Annotated in this window: 13 protein-coding genes and 1 riboswitch; of the genes, 11 read left to right on the top strand and 2 right to left on the bottom strand. The window is 72.7% G+C overall.

The window, feature by feature from the left end:
• Positions 1–50: 50 nt before the first annotated feature.
• From BUE41_RS12425 to secA, 11 genes are all read left to right on the top strand, one after another.
• A complete protein-coding gene (locus tag BUE41_RS12425; protein ID WP_073457220.1) occupies positions 51–1,340 on the top strand; it encodes a glutamate mutase L in 1,290 nt (429 codons plus the stop codon).
• A 238-nt stretch (positions 1,341–1,578) separates the two neighbouring features.
• Positions 1,579–1,657: riboswitch (S-adenosyl-L-homocysteine riboswitch) on the top strand.
• A gap of 68 nt (positions 1,658–1,725) precedes the next feature.
• Complete coding sequence (gene ahcY, locus BUE41_RS12420) at positions 1,726–3,222, top strand: adenosylhomocysteinase (protein WP_073457219.1); 1,497 nt, start codon at positions 1,726–1,728, stop codon at positions 3,220–3,222.
• Between the two features lie 196 nt (positions 3,223–3,418).
• Positions 3,419–4,429, top strand: coding sequence for a hypothetical protein (locus BUE41_RS12415; RefSeq protein ID WP_143172111.1), 1,011 nt, complete (start codon positions 3,419–3,421; stop codon positions 4,427–4,429).
• Positions 4,426–5,292, top strand: coding sequence for a hypothetical protein (locus BUE41_RS12410; RefSeq protein WP_073457217.1), 867 nt, complete (start codon positions 4,426–4,428; stop codon positions 5,290–5,292). The genes BUE41_RS12415 and BUE41_RS12410 overlap by 4 nt, the downstream gene beginning before the upstream one ends.
• A 9-nt stretch (positions 5,293–5,301) precedes the next feature.
• Positions 5,302–5,943 (top strand): dTMP kinase, encoded by a 642-nt coding sequence (locus BUE41_RS12405; protein WP_073457216.1) that lies wholly within the window; start codon positions 5,302–5,304, stop codon positions 5,941–5,943.
• Between the two features lie 34 nt (positions 5,944–5,977).
• Positions 5,978–6,655, top strand: coding sequence for an MtrAB system response regulator MtrA (gene mtrA / locus BUE41_RS12400; protein WP_073457215.1), 678 nt, complete (start codon positions 5,978–5,980; stop codon positions 6,653–6,655).
• Positions 6,656–6,677: 22 nt separating this feature from the next.
• Positions 6,678–8,375: an MtrAB system histidine kinase MtrB gene (mtrB, locus tag BUE41_RS12395; protein ID WP_073457214.1), complete on the top strand. Its 1,698-nt coding sequence runs from the start codon at positions 6,678–6,680 to the stop codon at positions 8,373–8,375.
• A gap of 26 nt (positions 8,376–8,401) precedes the next feature.
• Entirely contained in the window at positions 8,402–10,189 is a 1,788-nt protein-coding gene (locus BUE41_RS12390) for an LpqB family beta-propeller domain-containing protein (protein WP_073457213.1), read from the top strand.
• 120 nt (positions 10,190–10,309) lie between these two features.
• On the top strand, positions 10,310–11,146 hold the full coding sequence (locus tag BUE41_RS12385) for a ComF family protein (RefSeq protein ID WP_073457212.1): 837 nt from the start codon (positions 10,310–10,312) through the stop codon (positions 11,144–11,146).
• Between the two features lie 56 nt (positions 11,147–11,202).
• Entirely contained in the window at positions 11,203–11,880 is a 678-nt protein-coding gene (gene hpf / locus BUE41_RS12380; protein WP_073457211.1) for a ribosome hibernation-promoting factor, HPF/YfiA family, read from the top strand.
• A 148-nt stretch (positions 11,881–12,028) separates the two neighbouring features.
• Positions 12,029–14,905, top strand: coding sequence for a preprotein translocase subunit SecA (gene secA, locus BUE41_RS12375; RefSeq protein ID WP_073457210.1), 2,877 nt, complete (start codon positions 12,029–12,031; stop codon positions 14,903–14,905).
• Positions 14,906–14,910: 5 nt separating this feature from the next.
• On the opposite strand, the gene BUE41_RS12370 is transcribed toward secA, so the two are convergent.
• Together BUE41_RS12370 and BUE41_RS12365 are read right to left on the bottom strand one after the other, a co-directional pair.
• Positions 14,911–15,375 carry an Rv3235 family protein gene (locus BUE41_RS12370; protein ID WP_073457209.1) on the bottom strand — a complete coding sequence of 155 codons (465 nt, stop codon included), beginning with the start codon at positions 15,373–15,375 and terminating at the stop codon, positions 14,911–14,913.
• 142 nt (positions 15,376–15,517) lie between these two features.
• Positions 15,518–15,757, bottom strand: a complete 240-nt coding sequence (locus BUE41_RS12365; RefSeq protein ID WP_073457208.1) for an antitoxin — start codon at positions 15,755–15,757, stop codon at positions 15,518–15,520.
• Positions 15,758–15,779 lie beyond the last annotated feature (22 nt).

Genomic DNA, 15,779 nt, shown 5'->3' with positions numbered 1-15,779 from the left:
GCGCCGACCGGGGGCAGCCGAACGGGCCGAAGACGACTTAGAGTCGGGGCGTGGCGCCCCCGGCACGGATTGCAGCGGTCTGCCTCGACGTGGGCTCCACGTGGACGAAGGCGGCCCTGGTGCGGCACGACGGCGGCCTCGCCGGCTTCGCCGAGCACCCCACGACCACCGGCGACGTGCTGGAAGGCATGGACGCCGCGGTCCGCGCGGTCTCGGCCGCGGAGGGCACCGGCGAGACCGACCCCGAGCTGCTCGCCTGCTCCTCAGCGGGCGGCGGCCTGCGCCTGGCCGCCATCGGCACCGAGAAACTGATCACCACCGAGGCCGCCCACCGCGTCGCACTCTCCGCAGGCGCCCACGTCGTGCACGTCCACGCGGGCCCGATGGATCCCGAGGACATCCGCGCCCTGCGCGGCAGCCGTCCGAGCGCGGTGCTGTTGATGGGCGGGGCCGACGGCGACGACCCCAGCGTCGTGGTGCACAACGCCGGCCGCCTGGCCGGCGCCCGCATCCGCTACCCCATCGTGTTCGCCGGCAACACCGCCGCCCGCGACGACGCCCTCGTGCTCCTCCGGGGAACCGGTCGTACCGTCGTGGCCTGCGACAACGTCACCCCGCGCCCCGGCGAGATCGTCGCAGAGCCCGCCCGCGCCGCACTCGCACAGCTCTACCGCAGCCACAGCCTCGGCGGTCGCGGCCCGGCCACCGCCCCGCGCTTCCGCCGCCTGGTCCGCACCGCCACCGCTGACGCGGTCACCCACGCCGCCGCCGAGCTGGCCCGCATCCGCGGCACCCGCGTCCTCCTCGTCGACGTCGGTTGCGCCACCACCGACGTCCACTCCGCCGTTCCGGGCGACGGCCCCGTCCACACCGTCGAGGGCGATCTGGGCATGCGCTCCGCCGCAGGCGGTGTCCTCGTCAGCGCCCAGGCCGAAGGCCTCGTCGACCCCGTCGAAGCCGACCTCCTCTCCGGCACCGTCGATCGCCTCACCAGCGAGACCGGTTACGTCCCGCGCGACGCCGGCAGCGCCGCCGAGGACCGCCGCATCGCCGCCCTCGCCGCCGTCGTCGCCGTGCGCCGCCACATGCGCGCCCACCCCGAAGCCGCCCGCGGCGTCGGCCTCGTCGTCCTGTCCGGCGGCGTCTTCCGCCAGCGCACCGCGGCCGGCCTGACCACCGTGGAACGCACCATCAGGGCGGACACCGAACTCGCCCCCGCCGTCGGCGACGCCCCGGTGGCCGTCGACGCCGACTTCGCCGTCGCGCCCGCCGGCCTGCTGGCCGCACACGGCCGCACGGAGGCAGCCGAGTCACTGCTCCGTGACCATCTGCTGGGCTGAGCCCGTCCCGGTTCCGCCCGCAAACCCGGCCGCGGACCTCCCCCGACTTCGTAACGCCCGGGCAGCCTTCAGCGGGCTACCGCGGTGGCGACGACCGGCGCCCGCCCGATGATCTCGATGCGCTCCTGGCTGCCCCGTCACGAGCGGACCGGGCGTACGAGACCCCAAGACGACCCCCGCGAACCCTGTGCCCTCCACCAGTGGTCGCCCCACAGCCCACGCGTTATCCTCGTCGGCACAGGCCGAGAGGCGCTGCGACGGATCCTCGATCCGCCACGCTCGGCCTGTTGGTAAAGACACAAGGGCGCCTCCGTCGTCGAGGAGGCACCCGACCTCCCGTCGACGTAGCAGCCGCCACACACCGTCGACCAGGGAGCTCCACCCCATGACCGCTGAGACAGCCGTCTCCAAGCTGCAGTCGCGCAACGGGATCGACTTCGCCGTCGCCGATCTCGGTCTGGCCGAGTTCGGCCGCAAGGAGATCCGCCTCGCCGAGCACGAGATGCCCGGCCTGATGGAGCTGCGCCGCGAGTACGCGGAGGCCAGGCCGCTGCACGGCGCGCGCATCGCGGGTTCGCTGCACATGACGGTGCAGACCGCGGTGCTGATCGAGACGCTCGTCAGCCTGGGCGCCCAGGTGCGCTGGGTGTCGTGCAACATCTTCTCCACCCAGGACCACGCCGCGGCGGCCACGGTCGTGGGCCCGCACGGCACCCCGGAGGAGCCGAAGGGTGTGCCGGTGTTCGCCTGGAAGGGCGAGACGCTGCAGGAGTACTGGTGGTGCACCGAGCAGCTGTTCACGTTCACCGACGAGAACGGCAACACCGTCGGCCCGAACATGATCCTCGACGACGGCGGTGACGCCACCCTGCTGGTGCACAAGGGCGTCGAGTTCGAGACCAACGGCGCCGTGCCGACCGTCGACGACGACGACCTGTCGGTCTCCGAGGAGTACCGGATCATCCTCGAGCTGCTGCGCCGCTCGCTGGCCGAGGACCCCAAGCGGTGGACCCGGATCGCCGCGGGCATCCGCGGGGTCACCGAGGAGACCACGACCGGCGTGCACCGGCTCTACCAGCTGGCCGAGCAGGGCAAGCTGCTGTTCCCGGCGATCAACGTCAACGACTCGGTCACCAAGAGCAAGTTCGACAACAAGTACGGAATCCGCCACTCACTGATCGACGGCCTCAACCGGGCCACCGACGTGCTGATCGGCGGCAAGGTCGCGGTCGTGTGCGGCTACGGCGACGTGGGCAAGGGGTCCGCCGAGGCACTGGCCGGGCAGGGCGCCCGCGTGATCGTGACCGAGGCCGACCCGATCTGCGCGCTGCAGGCGCTGCTCGAGGGCTACCAGGTCGCGCGCCTGGACGACGTCGTCGGGCAGGCCGACATCGTGATCACGGCGACGGGCAACAAGGACATCGTCACCGTCGACCACATGAAGCGGATGAAGCACCAGGCGATCCTGGGCAACGTCGGCCACTTCGACAACGAGATCGACATGGCCGGTCTGGCCCGGGTCCCGGGCATCCGAAAGATCAACATCAAGCCGCAGGTCGACGAGTGGATCTTCCCGGACGGGCACTCGATCCTGGTGCTCTCCGAGGGGCGGCTGATGAACCTGGGCAACGCGACCGGCCACCCCTCGTTCGTGATGTCCAACTCCTTCGCGAACCAGACGATCGCGCAGATCGAGCTGTTCACCAAGCACGAGGAGTACAACAACGACGTCTACCGCTTGCCGAAGATCCTCGATGAGAAGGTCGCGCGGATCCACGTGCAGGCGCTCGGTGGGGAGCTGACCAAGCTCACCAAGGAGCAGGCCGAGTACATCGGCGTCGACGTCGAGGGGCCGTTCAAGCCGGAGCACTACCGGTACTGACGCGACCACCGAACGGAGGCCGGCACCCGGACGGATGCCGGCCTCCGTTCGTGGTGGGTGAACGGCAAGACATCGCAGGAGAACGACCGCCTGTCGGCACTCGAAGTGGTGAACGTCTGGTGCGCCCGACCCAGGCCCCTACACTCAACGGGTGATTTCCGGGCGAACACGGGATGGACTCAAGTCGACCATCGTGGTGGCCGTCGCCGTCCCGTTGGTCGTCACCGCGTTCACGGCGGTGGTGTACTTCATCGCCAAGGCCAACGGGATCCCGTTCTGGGAGCTGAGCGAGGACCCGGCGTCGTCGCTGGGCGGTCCGTACTTCACCGGCTTCTACGCCAACACCATGATCCTGGTGTGGCAGATCGGGGCGCTCCCCGCCCTGTTCGCCGGCATCGTGGCGTGGTTCGTCGCGCGTTGGCGGTCCGAGGCGAAGATGCTGCTCGCCGGCGGTGCCATCGGCGCGGTGATGGGCCTCGACGACTTCTTCATGCTCCACGAGCAGGCGCAGGTGCTCGGGGCGCCCGGGTTCCTGCTGCCCGGCGTCTACTTCGCGGCCGTCGTCGTCTTCTGCTGGCTCTACCGACGGCGGCTGGGCTGGTGGCTGCTGCTCGCGCTCGGCGCGCTCGGTGGCTGGGGTGCGTCGGCGCTTGTCGACAACCTCGCGCTGGGCCTGCCGCTGTTCTTCGAGGACGGCACGAAGGCGATCGGGGCCGCGTTCTGGTCGACGCTGCTGGTCAAGCTCGCCTACCGGGCCATGACGCAGATGGTCGCTCGCCGCGACGCCGACGACGAGGCCCAGCACCACCACGGGGACGACGAGGACGGCGAGGACGGCGAGGACGGCGGCAGCTTCGACGACCTCCACGACGAGGACCTCGCGGCACCGCGGCGCCCCGCGCCGGCGCCGGAGCCGCGCCGCCCGGCGCCCGCGCACACCTCGTTCGACGACCTCGCCACCACCCCGATCCCGGTGGTGGACGCCGGCCGGCGCGGGCCCGTCCGCCGGCCCGCTCCGGGCGCGTTCGAGGACTCCGCCACGGTCGTCGCCTCTGAGGTGCGCCCGCGTGAGGCGTCCTCGGGCGAGCACCGGCTGCCGCGCAGCGATGAGCACCGCCTGCCGGAGCCGGGGCGGGTGAACGGACACCGGCTGAACCCGCCGCCCGGCGGCCGGCGCGCTCGTCACCGGTCGCCGGACCAGGAGTGAACCGTCGTCAGGACCGGGTCGGGACCGACGAGCCCCGTCGCGATCTGGGCCGCCTCGCACTGGGGATCGCCGTGGTGCTCGGGTTCACCGCGGTGGCGATCCTCGCGACGATCGTGCTCGCCGCCGCGTTCGACGTCGACTTCGACGATCTCAGTCGCGACCCGACCTCCGTCTTCAAGGGCCCCGAGTACGCGGGCTGGCTGTCCAACCTCGTCGCCGTGGTGTGGCTGGTGCCGGCCACGTGCGCGCTGTTCACCGCCGCGGTGCTGCGCTCGGCCCGGCGCTCCGGCGCGCCGATGTTCCTCACCGCCGGGCTGCTCGGCGCCGTCATGGCCGCCGACGACATCTTCCTCGGCCACGAGTTCCTCGACGGCGCGATCGGCCTGCCCACGCTCGTCCTACCGGTGATCTACGGGATCGGCGTCGTCGCGTTCGGGCTGGTGTTCCACCGCGCGCTGGGGCTGGACCTGCTGCTGCTCGCCCTCGCGGCGGTCTGCTGGACCGCCGCGGTCGTGATCGTGGAGATCACCGCCCGGCACGGTCAGCTGCTGCCGACCGCGCTCAAGCTCACCGGCGTCGGGTTCTGGGCGCTGCTCGTGGTGCGGCTGGCGTTCGCCGCCCTGCGGACCACGCCGGCCGAGCCGGAACCGGAGCCCGATCCGGAACCGGCGCCGACCCGCGTCGCTGAGCCGGTCCGGCCCGCACCGCCATCACCAGCACAGTCATCACCAGCGCCGGCACCACCAGCGCCGTCGCTGGCCGACGCCGAGACCCAGCGGCTGCCGATCACGGCACCCGCCGAGCCGCGTCCCGGCCGGCACGCCCGGCACAGCCGCGACGACGACGGTCAGCACGGCGGATAACCTCCCGCCATGGGCCGACTCATCGTCGTCGAGGGGATCGACGGAGCCGGGAAGCGCACGCTGACCGACCGGCTGACGGCGGAGCTGACCGCGCGCGGCCGCAGCGTCGCCCGGTTCGGGTTCCCCCGCTACGGCGTCGATGAGCACGCCGACCTCGTCCGCGCGGGCCTCTACGGGCGGCTCCCCGCGGTGGCGCGGTCGGTGGAGGCGATGGCCCTGCTCTACGCCCTCGACCGGCGCGCGGCCGCCCCGGAGCTGGAGAAGGCGCTCGCCGAGCACGACGTGGTGCTCGTGGACCGGTTCACCGCCTCCAACGCTGCCTACGGCGCCGCCCGCCTGCACGAGGCCGCCGACGGCCGGTTCGTCGCGTGGGTGGCCGAGCTGGAGACCGAGCTCGGCGTGCCGGTGCCCGACCACCAGCTGCTGCTCTCCGTGCCCGGCGACGTCGCGGGGGCGCGGGCGCAGGCGCGGGAGTCCGCGGAGCCGGACCGGGCCCGAGACACCTACGAGGCCGATCGCGGACTTCAGGAGCGCGCCGCGACGGTGTACCGGGCGCTCGCCGACACGGGGTGGCGCTCGGCGTGGACAATCCTGGACGGGGCCGCCGAGCTCGACGTGGCCGCGCTCGCGTCGCGCGTCGGGGAGCCCTGAACGGGCGGTCACGGTGTGATGGGATGCTGACCGAATGAAGTCGCGCGTACTGGTGGTCGACGACGACCCGGCTCTGGCCGAGATGCTCACCATCGTGCTGCGGGGGGAAGGCTTCGACACCGCGGTGGTGGGGGACGGCACACGGGCGCTGCCGGCCGTCCGCGAGCTCCGGCCCGACGTCGTCCTCCTCGACCTGATGCTGCCCGGCATGAACGGCATCGACGTGTGCCGCGCGATCCGTTCCGAGTCGGGCGTACCGATCGTCATGCTCACGGCGAAGAGCGACACGGTCGACGTCGTCCTCGGCCTCGAGTCGGGCGCCGACGACTACGTCGTCAAGCCGTTCAAGCCGAAGGAGCTGGTGGCCCGGATCCGTGCCCGGATCCGGCGCATGGAGGCCGAGCCGGCCGAGCAGCTGTCGATCGGCGACGTCACCATCGACGTCCCCGCCCACCAGGTGATGCGTGACGGCAAGCCGATCGCCCTCACCCCGCTGGAGTTCGACCTCCTGGTCGCGCTGGCCCGCAAGCCGCGCCAGGTGTTCACCCGCGAGGTGCTGCTGGAGCAGGTGTGGGGCTACCGGCACGCCGCCGACACCCGCCTGGTGAACGTGCACGTGCAGCGGCTGCGGTCCAAGGTGGAGCGCGACCCGGAGCACCCCGAGGTGGTGCTGACCGTGCGCGGTGTCGGGTACAAGGCGGGCCCGCCGTGATCGGCGGCGCGTTCCTCCGGCCGTGAGCCTGCGCAGCCGGTTCGTCCGCGGCGTCGGACAGCTCCGGCGGCTCGGCAGCGAGGTCTCCGAGGCGTTCAACGCGGTCTGGCGGCGGTCGCTGCAGGTCCGCGTCGTCATCTCCACACTGGCGCTGTCCACGGCCGTCGTCCTCGTCCTGGGCCTGGTGCTGCAGACCCAGATCGCCTCGCAGACGCTGCAGGCCAAAGAGGCCGACACGCTCAACCGCGCCGACTCGGCCCGTGCGCTGCTGGAGCGCGAGCTGGCCGGGGTCGACCCGGACCGCGAAGGAGCGGCGGGCGACCTGAACAAGGCGCTCGACCGGCTCACCACGGTCAGCACGTCGGACGAGCCCGCTTCCCCCGGCGCCGGTGAGTTCCGGGCCGCGTTGACCACCGGCCCGCGCGTCGTGGGGCCCGTCGTGTCAGCGGGCCCGATCGAGGACGTGCCGCAGGACCTGCGCGACACCGTCGCCCGCGGCACGCTCGCGCGCAAGTACGTCACGATCGACGAGAACGGCACCCCGGTGCCCACGCTGGTGATCGGGCAGCCGGTGCGCACCGCGAACGGCGAGCTGGAGTTCTACCTGCTGTTCCCGCTGGTCGATGAGCAGCGCACGCTCGGGCTGGTGCAGAGCACGCTCATCGTGAGCGGGCTGATCCTCCTGCTGCTGCTGGCCGGGATCGCGAGCATCGTCACCCGGCAGGTGGTGCGGCCCATCCGGCAGGCCGCGGAGATCGCCGAGCGGTTCGCCGAGGGGCACCTCGACGAGCGCATGCCCGTCGTCGGGGAGGACGAGGTGGCGCGGCTCGGGGAGTCGTACAACGAGATGGCCAGCAGCATCCAGAACCAGATCCGCCAGCTGGAGGAGTTCGGGGCGCTGCAGCGCCGGTTCACCTCCGACGTCAGCCACGAGCTGCGCACACCGCTGACCACCGTGCGGATGGCCGCCGACGTGCTCTACGCCTCCCGTGCGGAGCTGCTGCCCGCTCTGCGGCGCAGCTCGGAGCTGCTCGTCGCCGAGCTGGACCGGTTCGAGGCGCTGCTGGCCGACCTGCTGGAGATCAGCCGCCTGGACGCGGGCGTGGCCGAGCTGGGCGCCGAACGGGTCGACATGCGCGGCGTCGTGGAGCGGGCGGTCGAGCTGGTGCGCGGCATCGCCGCCGAGGCCGACACCCCGCTGGAGCTGGACCTGCCCGAGGGCATCTACGCCGACGTCGATCCGCGGCGGGTCGAGCGGATCGTGCGCAACCTCGTGGCCAACGCGATCGACCACGGCGAGGGCCGCCCCGTCGAGATCACTCTGCGGGCCGACGACCACGCCGTCGCGGTGCTGGTGCGCGACCACGGCGTGGGCCTGCGGCCCGGTGAGGCGCAACTGGTGTTCAACCGGTTCTGGCGGGCCGAGGAGTCCCGGGCGCGGCGCAGCGGCGGCAGTGGCCTCGGCCTGTCCATCGCGCTCGAGGACGCGCGGCTGCACGGCGGCTGGCTGCAGGCCTGGGGCAAGCCGGGGGAGGGGGCCGCGTTCCGGCTCACCCTGCCCCGGGAGCCGGGCGGGGTGCTGGTGTCCAGCCCGCTACCGCTCGCCCCGGACGACGAACCCGAGCCGGCTGCGGAGCAGACCGCGTCGGTGCCGACGCCGCCGCTGGGCTGGCCGGTGGTCACCCCTGACCCGGTCGCGTCGGAGGCGGAGACGTCGTGACCAGGGAAGTCGTAGCCAGCGAAGTCGTGACCAGCGGAGCCGTGACCAGCGGAGCTGCGGTCAGCACCCGGTCCCGGTCCCGGCTGCGCCGCCTCGCCGGGGCTACCGCGGCGGTGCTCCTGCTCACCGGCGTCGCCGCGTGCGCCGGGGTCCCGGCCACCTCGCCCGTGCAGGTCGTCCGCCAGGTCGGCGCGGGGGATTCGGTGGCGCCCCCGCCGGCCCCGGTCGCCGGGGCGAACTCGCTCGACATCGTGCGCGGGTTCGTCACCGCGTCCGCGTCCAGCGCCGACCGGCACGGGGCCGCCCGGCGGTTCCTCACCCAGGAGGCGGGGCAGGACTGGAACGACGGTGCGGCGCTGACCGTGCTGGAGGGCCAGATCGACACGGTGCCGGTGATCACGGGCGCCCAGGCGCCGGGCACGGCCACCGTGCGCATCCGCGGCACCAAGGTGGGCCGGCTCGTCCCGCAGACCGGCGCGTTCGAGGCCGACGTCGGTCAGTACTCGTCCGATCTGCAGCTCGTGCAGCGAGACGGCCAGTGGCGGATCTCCCGGCTGCCTGCGGGTGTGGTCGTGGGGCTCGACGAGTTCCGCAGCAACTACAAGGCCGTGCCGGTGTGGTTCGTCGACCCGGCGCGGCGACGGGTCGTGTCCGACCTGCGCTACCTGCCCGTCGTGCCGTCGCGGACCCAGCCGGCGCGGGTGGTGGACATGCTGCTGGCCGGCCCGTCCGCCGCCCTCTCCGGTGCCGCGGCGTCTCTGCTGGCCGGGGCCGAGCTGCGCGCCAACGTCGCGACCGGCGCCGACGGTGCGGTCGTCGTCGACCTCACCCGCATCACCCCGCCCGACGACGCCGCGCGCCGGCTCATCGCGGCGCAGATCGTGCTCTCGCTCGCCGAGGTGAACGTGATGCGGGTGCGGATCCTCATCGACGGCGAACCGCTGCTCGCCGGGCGGTCCGAGTGGACCCGCGAGGACGTCGCCGGGCTCGTCGGCGAGGCGCGGCCGGCGCCGGGTTCGCCCGCGATCGTGGTCAGCGGCGGCCGGGTCGGCACGCTCTCCGGCCCGGTGCCGGCGGCCCCGATCCCGGGCCCCGCCGGGAACGGCGGCGTCGCGGCGGTCTCCGCGGCCGTGAGCGCGGACGGGCGCCGGCTCGCCGTGGTCGCCCGGGCCGGCAACGGGAACCAGCTGATGGTCGGCCGCATGACCGACGGGGTCCTCAACACGGTCGAGGTGACCGCGGGCATCCTCACCCGGCCCACCTGGACCCCGGACGCCGACGAGGTGTGGACCGTCGCCGACGGGCGGCGGATCGTGCGGGTGCCCACCGCGCCGGACGGCCCCGCCGAGCCCGCGACGGTCGACGCGGGTGCGCTCACCGCGATGGGCTCGGTCACCGATCTGCGCCTGTCCCGCGACGGGGTGCGGGTGCTCGCGGTCGTCGACGGCGGGCTGTACGTCGGCGCGGTCGCCCGCGGCCTGGACGGCCGGGTCGCGATCACCGAGGTGCGCAAGCTGCGCCCGCAGTCGCTCGAACCGGTGGTGTCGGCGGACTGGCGCTCCACGGAGCTCGTCGTCGCGATCACCCGCAATCCGGACCTGCTCGTCGCGCAGGTCGGGGTCGACGGGCTGGCCCTCTCCGAGGTGATCTCGACGAACCTCACCGCGCCCCTCACGGCCCTGGCTGCGGGGCCCGATCGGCCGTTCCTCGTCACCGACCAGACCGGGGTCTGGACGCGGGAGCTGGGCGCGCAGGACGCCTGGCGGCAGCAGCTCTCCGGCGCTGCGGGCGCGGTGCCGGGGTACCCCGGCTGACGCGCACCAGGCGCTCCCGCGCCGACAGGGCTCCACGTCCCCTGATCTCGAGGACTCGTGCCCGGCGACCCGGCCAGGCATCCGGCCGACACTGTCGGTGTGGAGCGAGACGCTGGGGTCGTGATCGGTGAACTGGTCGACCTCGTGCTCCCCGGTAGCTGCGCAGGGTGCCGGGACGGTCCGCCGCCGTGGTGCCCGCGCTGCGCCGCGGCGCTGGGCCCGGTCACCCTTCCGGTCGTGCCCGGCGGACCACCGGTGCTGGCCGTGGGTCGGTACCGCGGGCCGTTGCGGCAGGCGCTGCTGCGCTGCAAGGAGCGCAATCGGCGGGACCTGACCGGGGCGCTCGCGGGCCTGCTGGCCGCCGAGGTGGACCGGCTCCCGCCGGCGCCGGGCGGGCTGTGGCTGGTGCCGGCGCCGTCCCGGCGGGCCGCGGCCCGGGCCAGAGGCGGTGACCACGTGGCGCGGCTGTGCCGGTGGGTCGCGGCCGGCCGGTCCGGGATCCGGGTGGCCGAGGCGCTGCGGCTGGACCGGCGCGCAGCCGAGTCCGTCGGTCTGGACGCCGCACAGCGGGCGGCCAACCTGGCGGGCCGGGTCACCGTTCGGGAGCGGCGGTTGCCGCCGTCGGGAGCGCGCGTGCTGCTCGTCGACGACGTCGTGACGACGGGGGCCACCGTGCGCGCGTGCGCTGCTGCACTGGCGGCCTCGGGCAGGCCGATCCGCGCCGCGGTGGTCCTCTGCGACGCCACTCACGGCCCGCGGTCAACGGCTGAACGCGCCGGAGAATCTTACCCGCGATCGGGTGAACGGCCAATGTCGTTCGGCGCATCCACTCTCGCCGGGATTACTTCCCGCGATGCTCTGTTGCCGAACCGTGATCCGCGTTACCGTGGCGCGCATCACCGAGTTCCCTACGAGTCGAGACAGGAGGATCGCTCGTTCGAGCGCTCGGGGATCTAGCCCCCTGGGCGCGGTCTGCCAGCGAAGACCCGACGCCGAAAGCGAGGGAAGTCTGCGTGGAGATCGTCGTCACCGGCCGGAACGTCGAGGTGCCGGATCATTTCCGGATTCACGTCAACGAGAAGGTCGCACGTCTGGAACGGTACGACCCGCGGCTGGTCGGGCTGGAGGTTGAGCTCTTCCACGAACCGAATCGCCGCCAGCACAAGAACTGCCAGCGCGTCGAGATCACCAGCCGCGGACGCAAGGCCGTCGCCCGCGCCGAGGCGTGTGCGAAGGACTTCTACACCGCTCTGGACACCGCCATCGCGAAGCTCGAAGCACGCCTGCGCCGCTCGCACGACCGCCGCCGCATCACGGGCCGCCGGGCCCGGGTGTCCGCGACCCGCGGCGCCACGGCGGTGCTCGACGACCTGCCGACGCAGATCCAGGCCGACACCGAGGAGGCGGCCGCCGAAGTCGCCGAAGTCAAGGTGCCCGCGCCGCGGGACCACGACGAGTACCTGCCCGAGGACGACCACCTGCCCGGCCGGATCGTCCGGGAGAAGGTGCATCCCTGCGAGCCGATGACGGTCGACGACGCGCTGTCGCGCATGGAGCTGGTCGGCCACGACTTCTACCTGTTCTCCGACAAGGAGACCGGGGCGCCGAGCGTCGTCTACCGCCGCAAGGGCTACGACTACGGCGTGATCCGGCTCGGGTCCCCCGCTGAGCAGCAGCTCACGTCGAAGTAGCAGCTCACGCGCACGTCGCCGGGAGGGCGGCGGCCGGTCCCGCAGGGGAACGGTCGCCGCCCTTCCGCCGTTGTGGGTAAGGACCGGGTCCTCCTTCGCTAGGCTGAACCCGGATGTCCCCCGCACCGCGCGTGAATGAGGTCGACCTGTGGCACTGCTGAACCGCCTGCTCCGTGCCGGTGAGGCCAAGCTGGTGAAGCGCCTTGCGCGCGTGGCCGCCCACATCGACTCGATCGAGGACGACTACGTCGACCTGACCGACGCCGAGCTGCGGGCGAAGACCGAGGAGTTCCGCGCGCGGCTCAAGGACGGCGAGACCCTCGACGACCTGCTGCCCGAGGCGTTCGCGGTGGTCCGCGAGGCCGCCAAGCGCACGCTGGGGCAGCGGCCGTTCACCGTGCAGTTGATGGGTGGCGCCGCGCTGCACCTGGGCAACGTGGCCGAGATGAAGACCGGTGAGGGCAAGACGCTCACCTCGGTCGCCCCGGTCTACCTCAACGCACTCACCGGCGACGGTGTCCACGTCGTCACCACGAACGACTACCTGGCCCGGCGCGACTCGGAGAACATGGGCCGGGTCCACCGCTTCCTCGGCCTGTCGGTCGGGGTGATCCTCGCGGAGATGCCGCCTGCGACGCGCCGCGAGCAGTACGCCTGCGACATCACCTACGGCACCAACAACGAGTTCGGCTTCGACTACCTGCGCGACAACATGGCGTGGAACCTCGCCGACATGGTGCAGCGGGGCCACAACTACGCCATCGTCGACGAGGCCGACTCGATCCTCATCGACGAGGCGCGCACGCCGCTGATCATCTCCGGCCCGGCCGAGCAGAGCGGCCGCTGGTACCAGGAGTTCGCGCGGATCGCGCCGATGCTCAAGCGCGGCATCCACTACGAGGTCGACGAGCGCAAGCGCGCCATCGGCGTCACCGAGGAGGGCGTCGCGTTCGTCGAGGACCAGCTCGGCATCGACAACCTGTACGAGGCGGCGAACACCCCGCTGGTCGGGTTCCTGAACAACGCCCTCAAGGCCAAGGAGCTGTTCAAGAAGGACAAGGACTACATCGTCCGCGACGGCCAGGTGCTCATCGTCGACGAGTTCACCGGCCGCGTGCTCCCCGGCCGCCGCTACAACGAGGGGATGCACCAGGCCATCGAGGCCAAGGAAGGCGTGGAGGTCCAGGCCGAGAACCAGACCCTGGCCACCATCACGCTGCAGAACTACTTCCGCCTCTACAAGAAGCTCGCCGGCATGACCGGTACGGCCCAGACCGAGGCCGCCGAGCTCTCGCAGATCTACAAGCTCGGCGTGGTGCCGATCCCGACGAACAAGCCGATGATCCGGGTGGATCACAAGGACCTGATCTACAAGACGGAGGAGGCGAAGTTCGCGGCGGTCGCGCAGGACATCGCCGAGCGCCACCGCAAGGGGCAGCCGGTCCTGGTCGGCACCACGAGCGTCGAGAAGTCGGAGTACCTGTCGAAGCTGCTCAAGCGGCTGGGAGTGCCGCACGAGGTGCTCAACGCCAAGCACCACGAGCGCGAGGCCGCGATCGTCGCGCAGGCGGGCCGCTGGGGCGCGGTCACCGTCGCGACGAACATGGCCGGCCGCGGTACCGACATCATGCTGGGCGGCAACCCGGAGTTCCTGGCCGACCAGGAGCTGCGCTCGCGCGGGCTCGACCCGGTCGAGCACCGCGAGGAGTACGAGGCCCTCTGGGACGAGACGGTCGCTCGGTACCGGGAGCAGGTCGCCGAGGAGGCGGAGAAGGTCCGCGCGGCCGGCGGGCTGTACGTGCTGGGCACCGAGCGGCACGAGTCGCGGCGCATCGACAACCAGCTGCGCGGCCGCTCCGGCCGGCAGGGCGACCCGGGTGAGTCCCGGTTCTACCTGTCGTTGGGCGACGACCTGATGCGCCGGTTCAACGGCCACGTCGTCGAGTCGATCATGAACCGGTTCAACCTGCCGGACGACGTCCCGATCGACTCCGGCATGGTCACCAAGGCCATCCGCAGCGCGCAGACGCAGGTCGAGCAGCAGAACTTCGAGATCCGTAAGAACGTCCTCAAGTACGACGAGGTGCTCAACCAGCAGCGCACCGTCGTCTACGCGGAGCGCCGCAAGGTCCTGTCCGGCGAGGACATCAAAGAGCAGATCCAGCACATGCTCGAGGACGTCATCACCGCGTACGTCGACGGGGCGACGGCCGAGGGCTACGCGGAGGACTGGGACCTCGACAAGCTGTGGACCGCGGTCGGCATGCTCTACCAGCCGACGATCCGCTGGCAGGACCTCGCCGAGAGCGACGAGCACGACGACCTCACCAAGGAGGTCCTGCTCGATGCCCTGCTGAAGGACGCGAAGGCGGCCTACGCCCGGCGCGAACAGGAGATCGACGCGATCATCGGCGCGCAGGGCGGCATGCGCGAGTTGGAGCGGCAGGTGCTGCTGCAGGTCATGGACCGCAAGTGGCGCGAGCACCTGTACGAGATGGACTACCTCAAGGAGGGCATCGGCCTGCGGGCCATGGCCCAGCGGGACCCGCTCATCGAGTACCGCAACGAGGGCTACGAGATGTTCAACCGGATGCTGGAGGGCATCAAGGAGGAGACCATCCAGCATCTGTTCAACGTGCGGGTGCAGCCCGCCGAGCCGCAGCCGGCACCGCAGCCCGCGCCCCAGGTGCAGCCGGCGCCCGCCCGCGCGGCCCAGCCGGCTCAGCCCGCCGAGCCGAAGACCGGGCCGATCCAGCCGGTGCCCGCTGCGCCGCCGCGGGGCCGGCACGCGGTGCCGGACGACCCGACGACGGTGCTGCCCGTCGCGTTCGGTGGCCGGCGGCCCGCGCCGGAGTCGCTGAGCTACACCGGTCCGGCCGAGGACGGGCACGCCGTGCGCACCGGACCGCGGCCGGGGCGCCGGCAGGGGAGCACGCAGCAGCCGTCCCGCAACGCGCCGTGCCCGTGCGGATCGGGGCGCAAGTACAAGCAGTGCCACGGCTCGCCCACCGCGGTCCGGCCCTGAGGCTGCTACAGCAGCCGGATCTCGGTGCACCGCCACACGCGGTCGGCGCCGTGCTCGAACCGGGCGGCCACCGCGCGGTGGCGTGAGCCGAACCTGACGACGGCCGCCACCTCGGCGACGTGGGCCTGCGGGCGACCGATCCGCACCCGGACGAGCCGGGGCGGGGCCGCTCCGCGCACCTGCACGCCGGTGGCGGCCCGCCAGTAGCGCAGGGCCCGCGGGCGGAACGCGGTGGCGAGCTGCGTGTGCGGGCGGCGCCCGTCGAGCACTTCCAGCGCCGTGCGCAGCACCTCGGCGAGCCGCACGGCGAGCACGGCCGTCGGCGTGTGCCCCGGCGGGGTGGGCCGCCCGATCGCCGGTGGCCGGGCCGTCGAGCCGGCGTGGACCGCGGGTGGGTGCGGATCGGTGCCGGGATCGGGTTCGTAGTGCGTGCGCTGCAACCGGGGTGTCCAGGCCGGGGTGGCGGTCATGCCGGTGAGGATCGCCCGGTCCGGCGCGGGTGCGGGCCCGTCCGGCAGACGTCGTCGCCGTACCGTTCGGCGTCGAAGGATCACGTCGCAGCATCACGGCGCCCCGGAACGGATGTTCCGGGGCGCCTGGTGGATGGTCAGGTCACGGCCGAGGCGGAGGCGCCTCGCCCTCGGGTGCCGGAGGCGGCGGGGCCGCGTCCGGCGGCGGGGCGGCGGTGGTGTCGCCCTCGCCCGTCATGCGCTTCAGGTGTTCGGCGCCCTGGTCGATCTGCTCCTCATGGCCGAACCGCCGGCCCGCGGCGTCGCCGAGCTTGTCGATCCCCTGGTCGACCTTGTCGTCGTGCTGTCCGAGCAGTGCCTTCGCCTTGTCCAGCAAACCCATCCGCCGACCATGCACCCATTCC

This window comes from Pseudonocardia thermophila, from assembly GCF_900142365.1.
In the GTDB taxonomy this organism is placed as follows: domain Bacteria; phylum Actinomycetota; class Actinomycetes; order Mycobacteriales; family Pseudonocardiaceae; genus Pseudonocardia; species Pseudonocardia thermophila.
Note: the sequence above shows the minus strand (reverse complement) of the source record. Positions and strands in the feature narration are given on the sequence as shown.

What these genes read in the sequence shown, in the direction of transcription:
- ahcY (WP_073457219.1), top strand. Translation starts at nt 1,726, where the DNA reads ATGACCGCTGAGACAGCCGTCTCCAAGCTGCAGTCGCGCAACGGGATC.
- BUE41_RS12405 (WP_073457216.1), top strand. Translation starts at nt 5,302, where the DNA reads ATGGGCCGACTCATCGTCGTCGAGGGGATCGACGGAGCCGGGAAGCGC.
- mtrA (WP_073457215.1), top strand. Translation starts at nt 5,978, where the DNA reads ATGAAGTCGCGCGTACTGGTGGTCGACGACGACCCGGCTCTGGCCGAG.
- BUE41_RS12370 (WP_073457209.1), bottom strand. Translation starts at nt 15,375, where the DNA reads ATGACCGCCACCCCGGCCTGGACACCCCGGTTGCAGCGCACGCACTAC.
- BUE41_RS12365 (WP_073457208.1), bottom strand. Translation starts at nt 15,757, where the DNA reads ATGGGTTTGCTGGACAAGGCGAAGGCACTGCTCGGACAGCACGACGAC.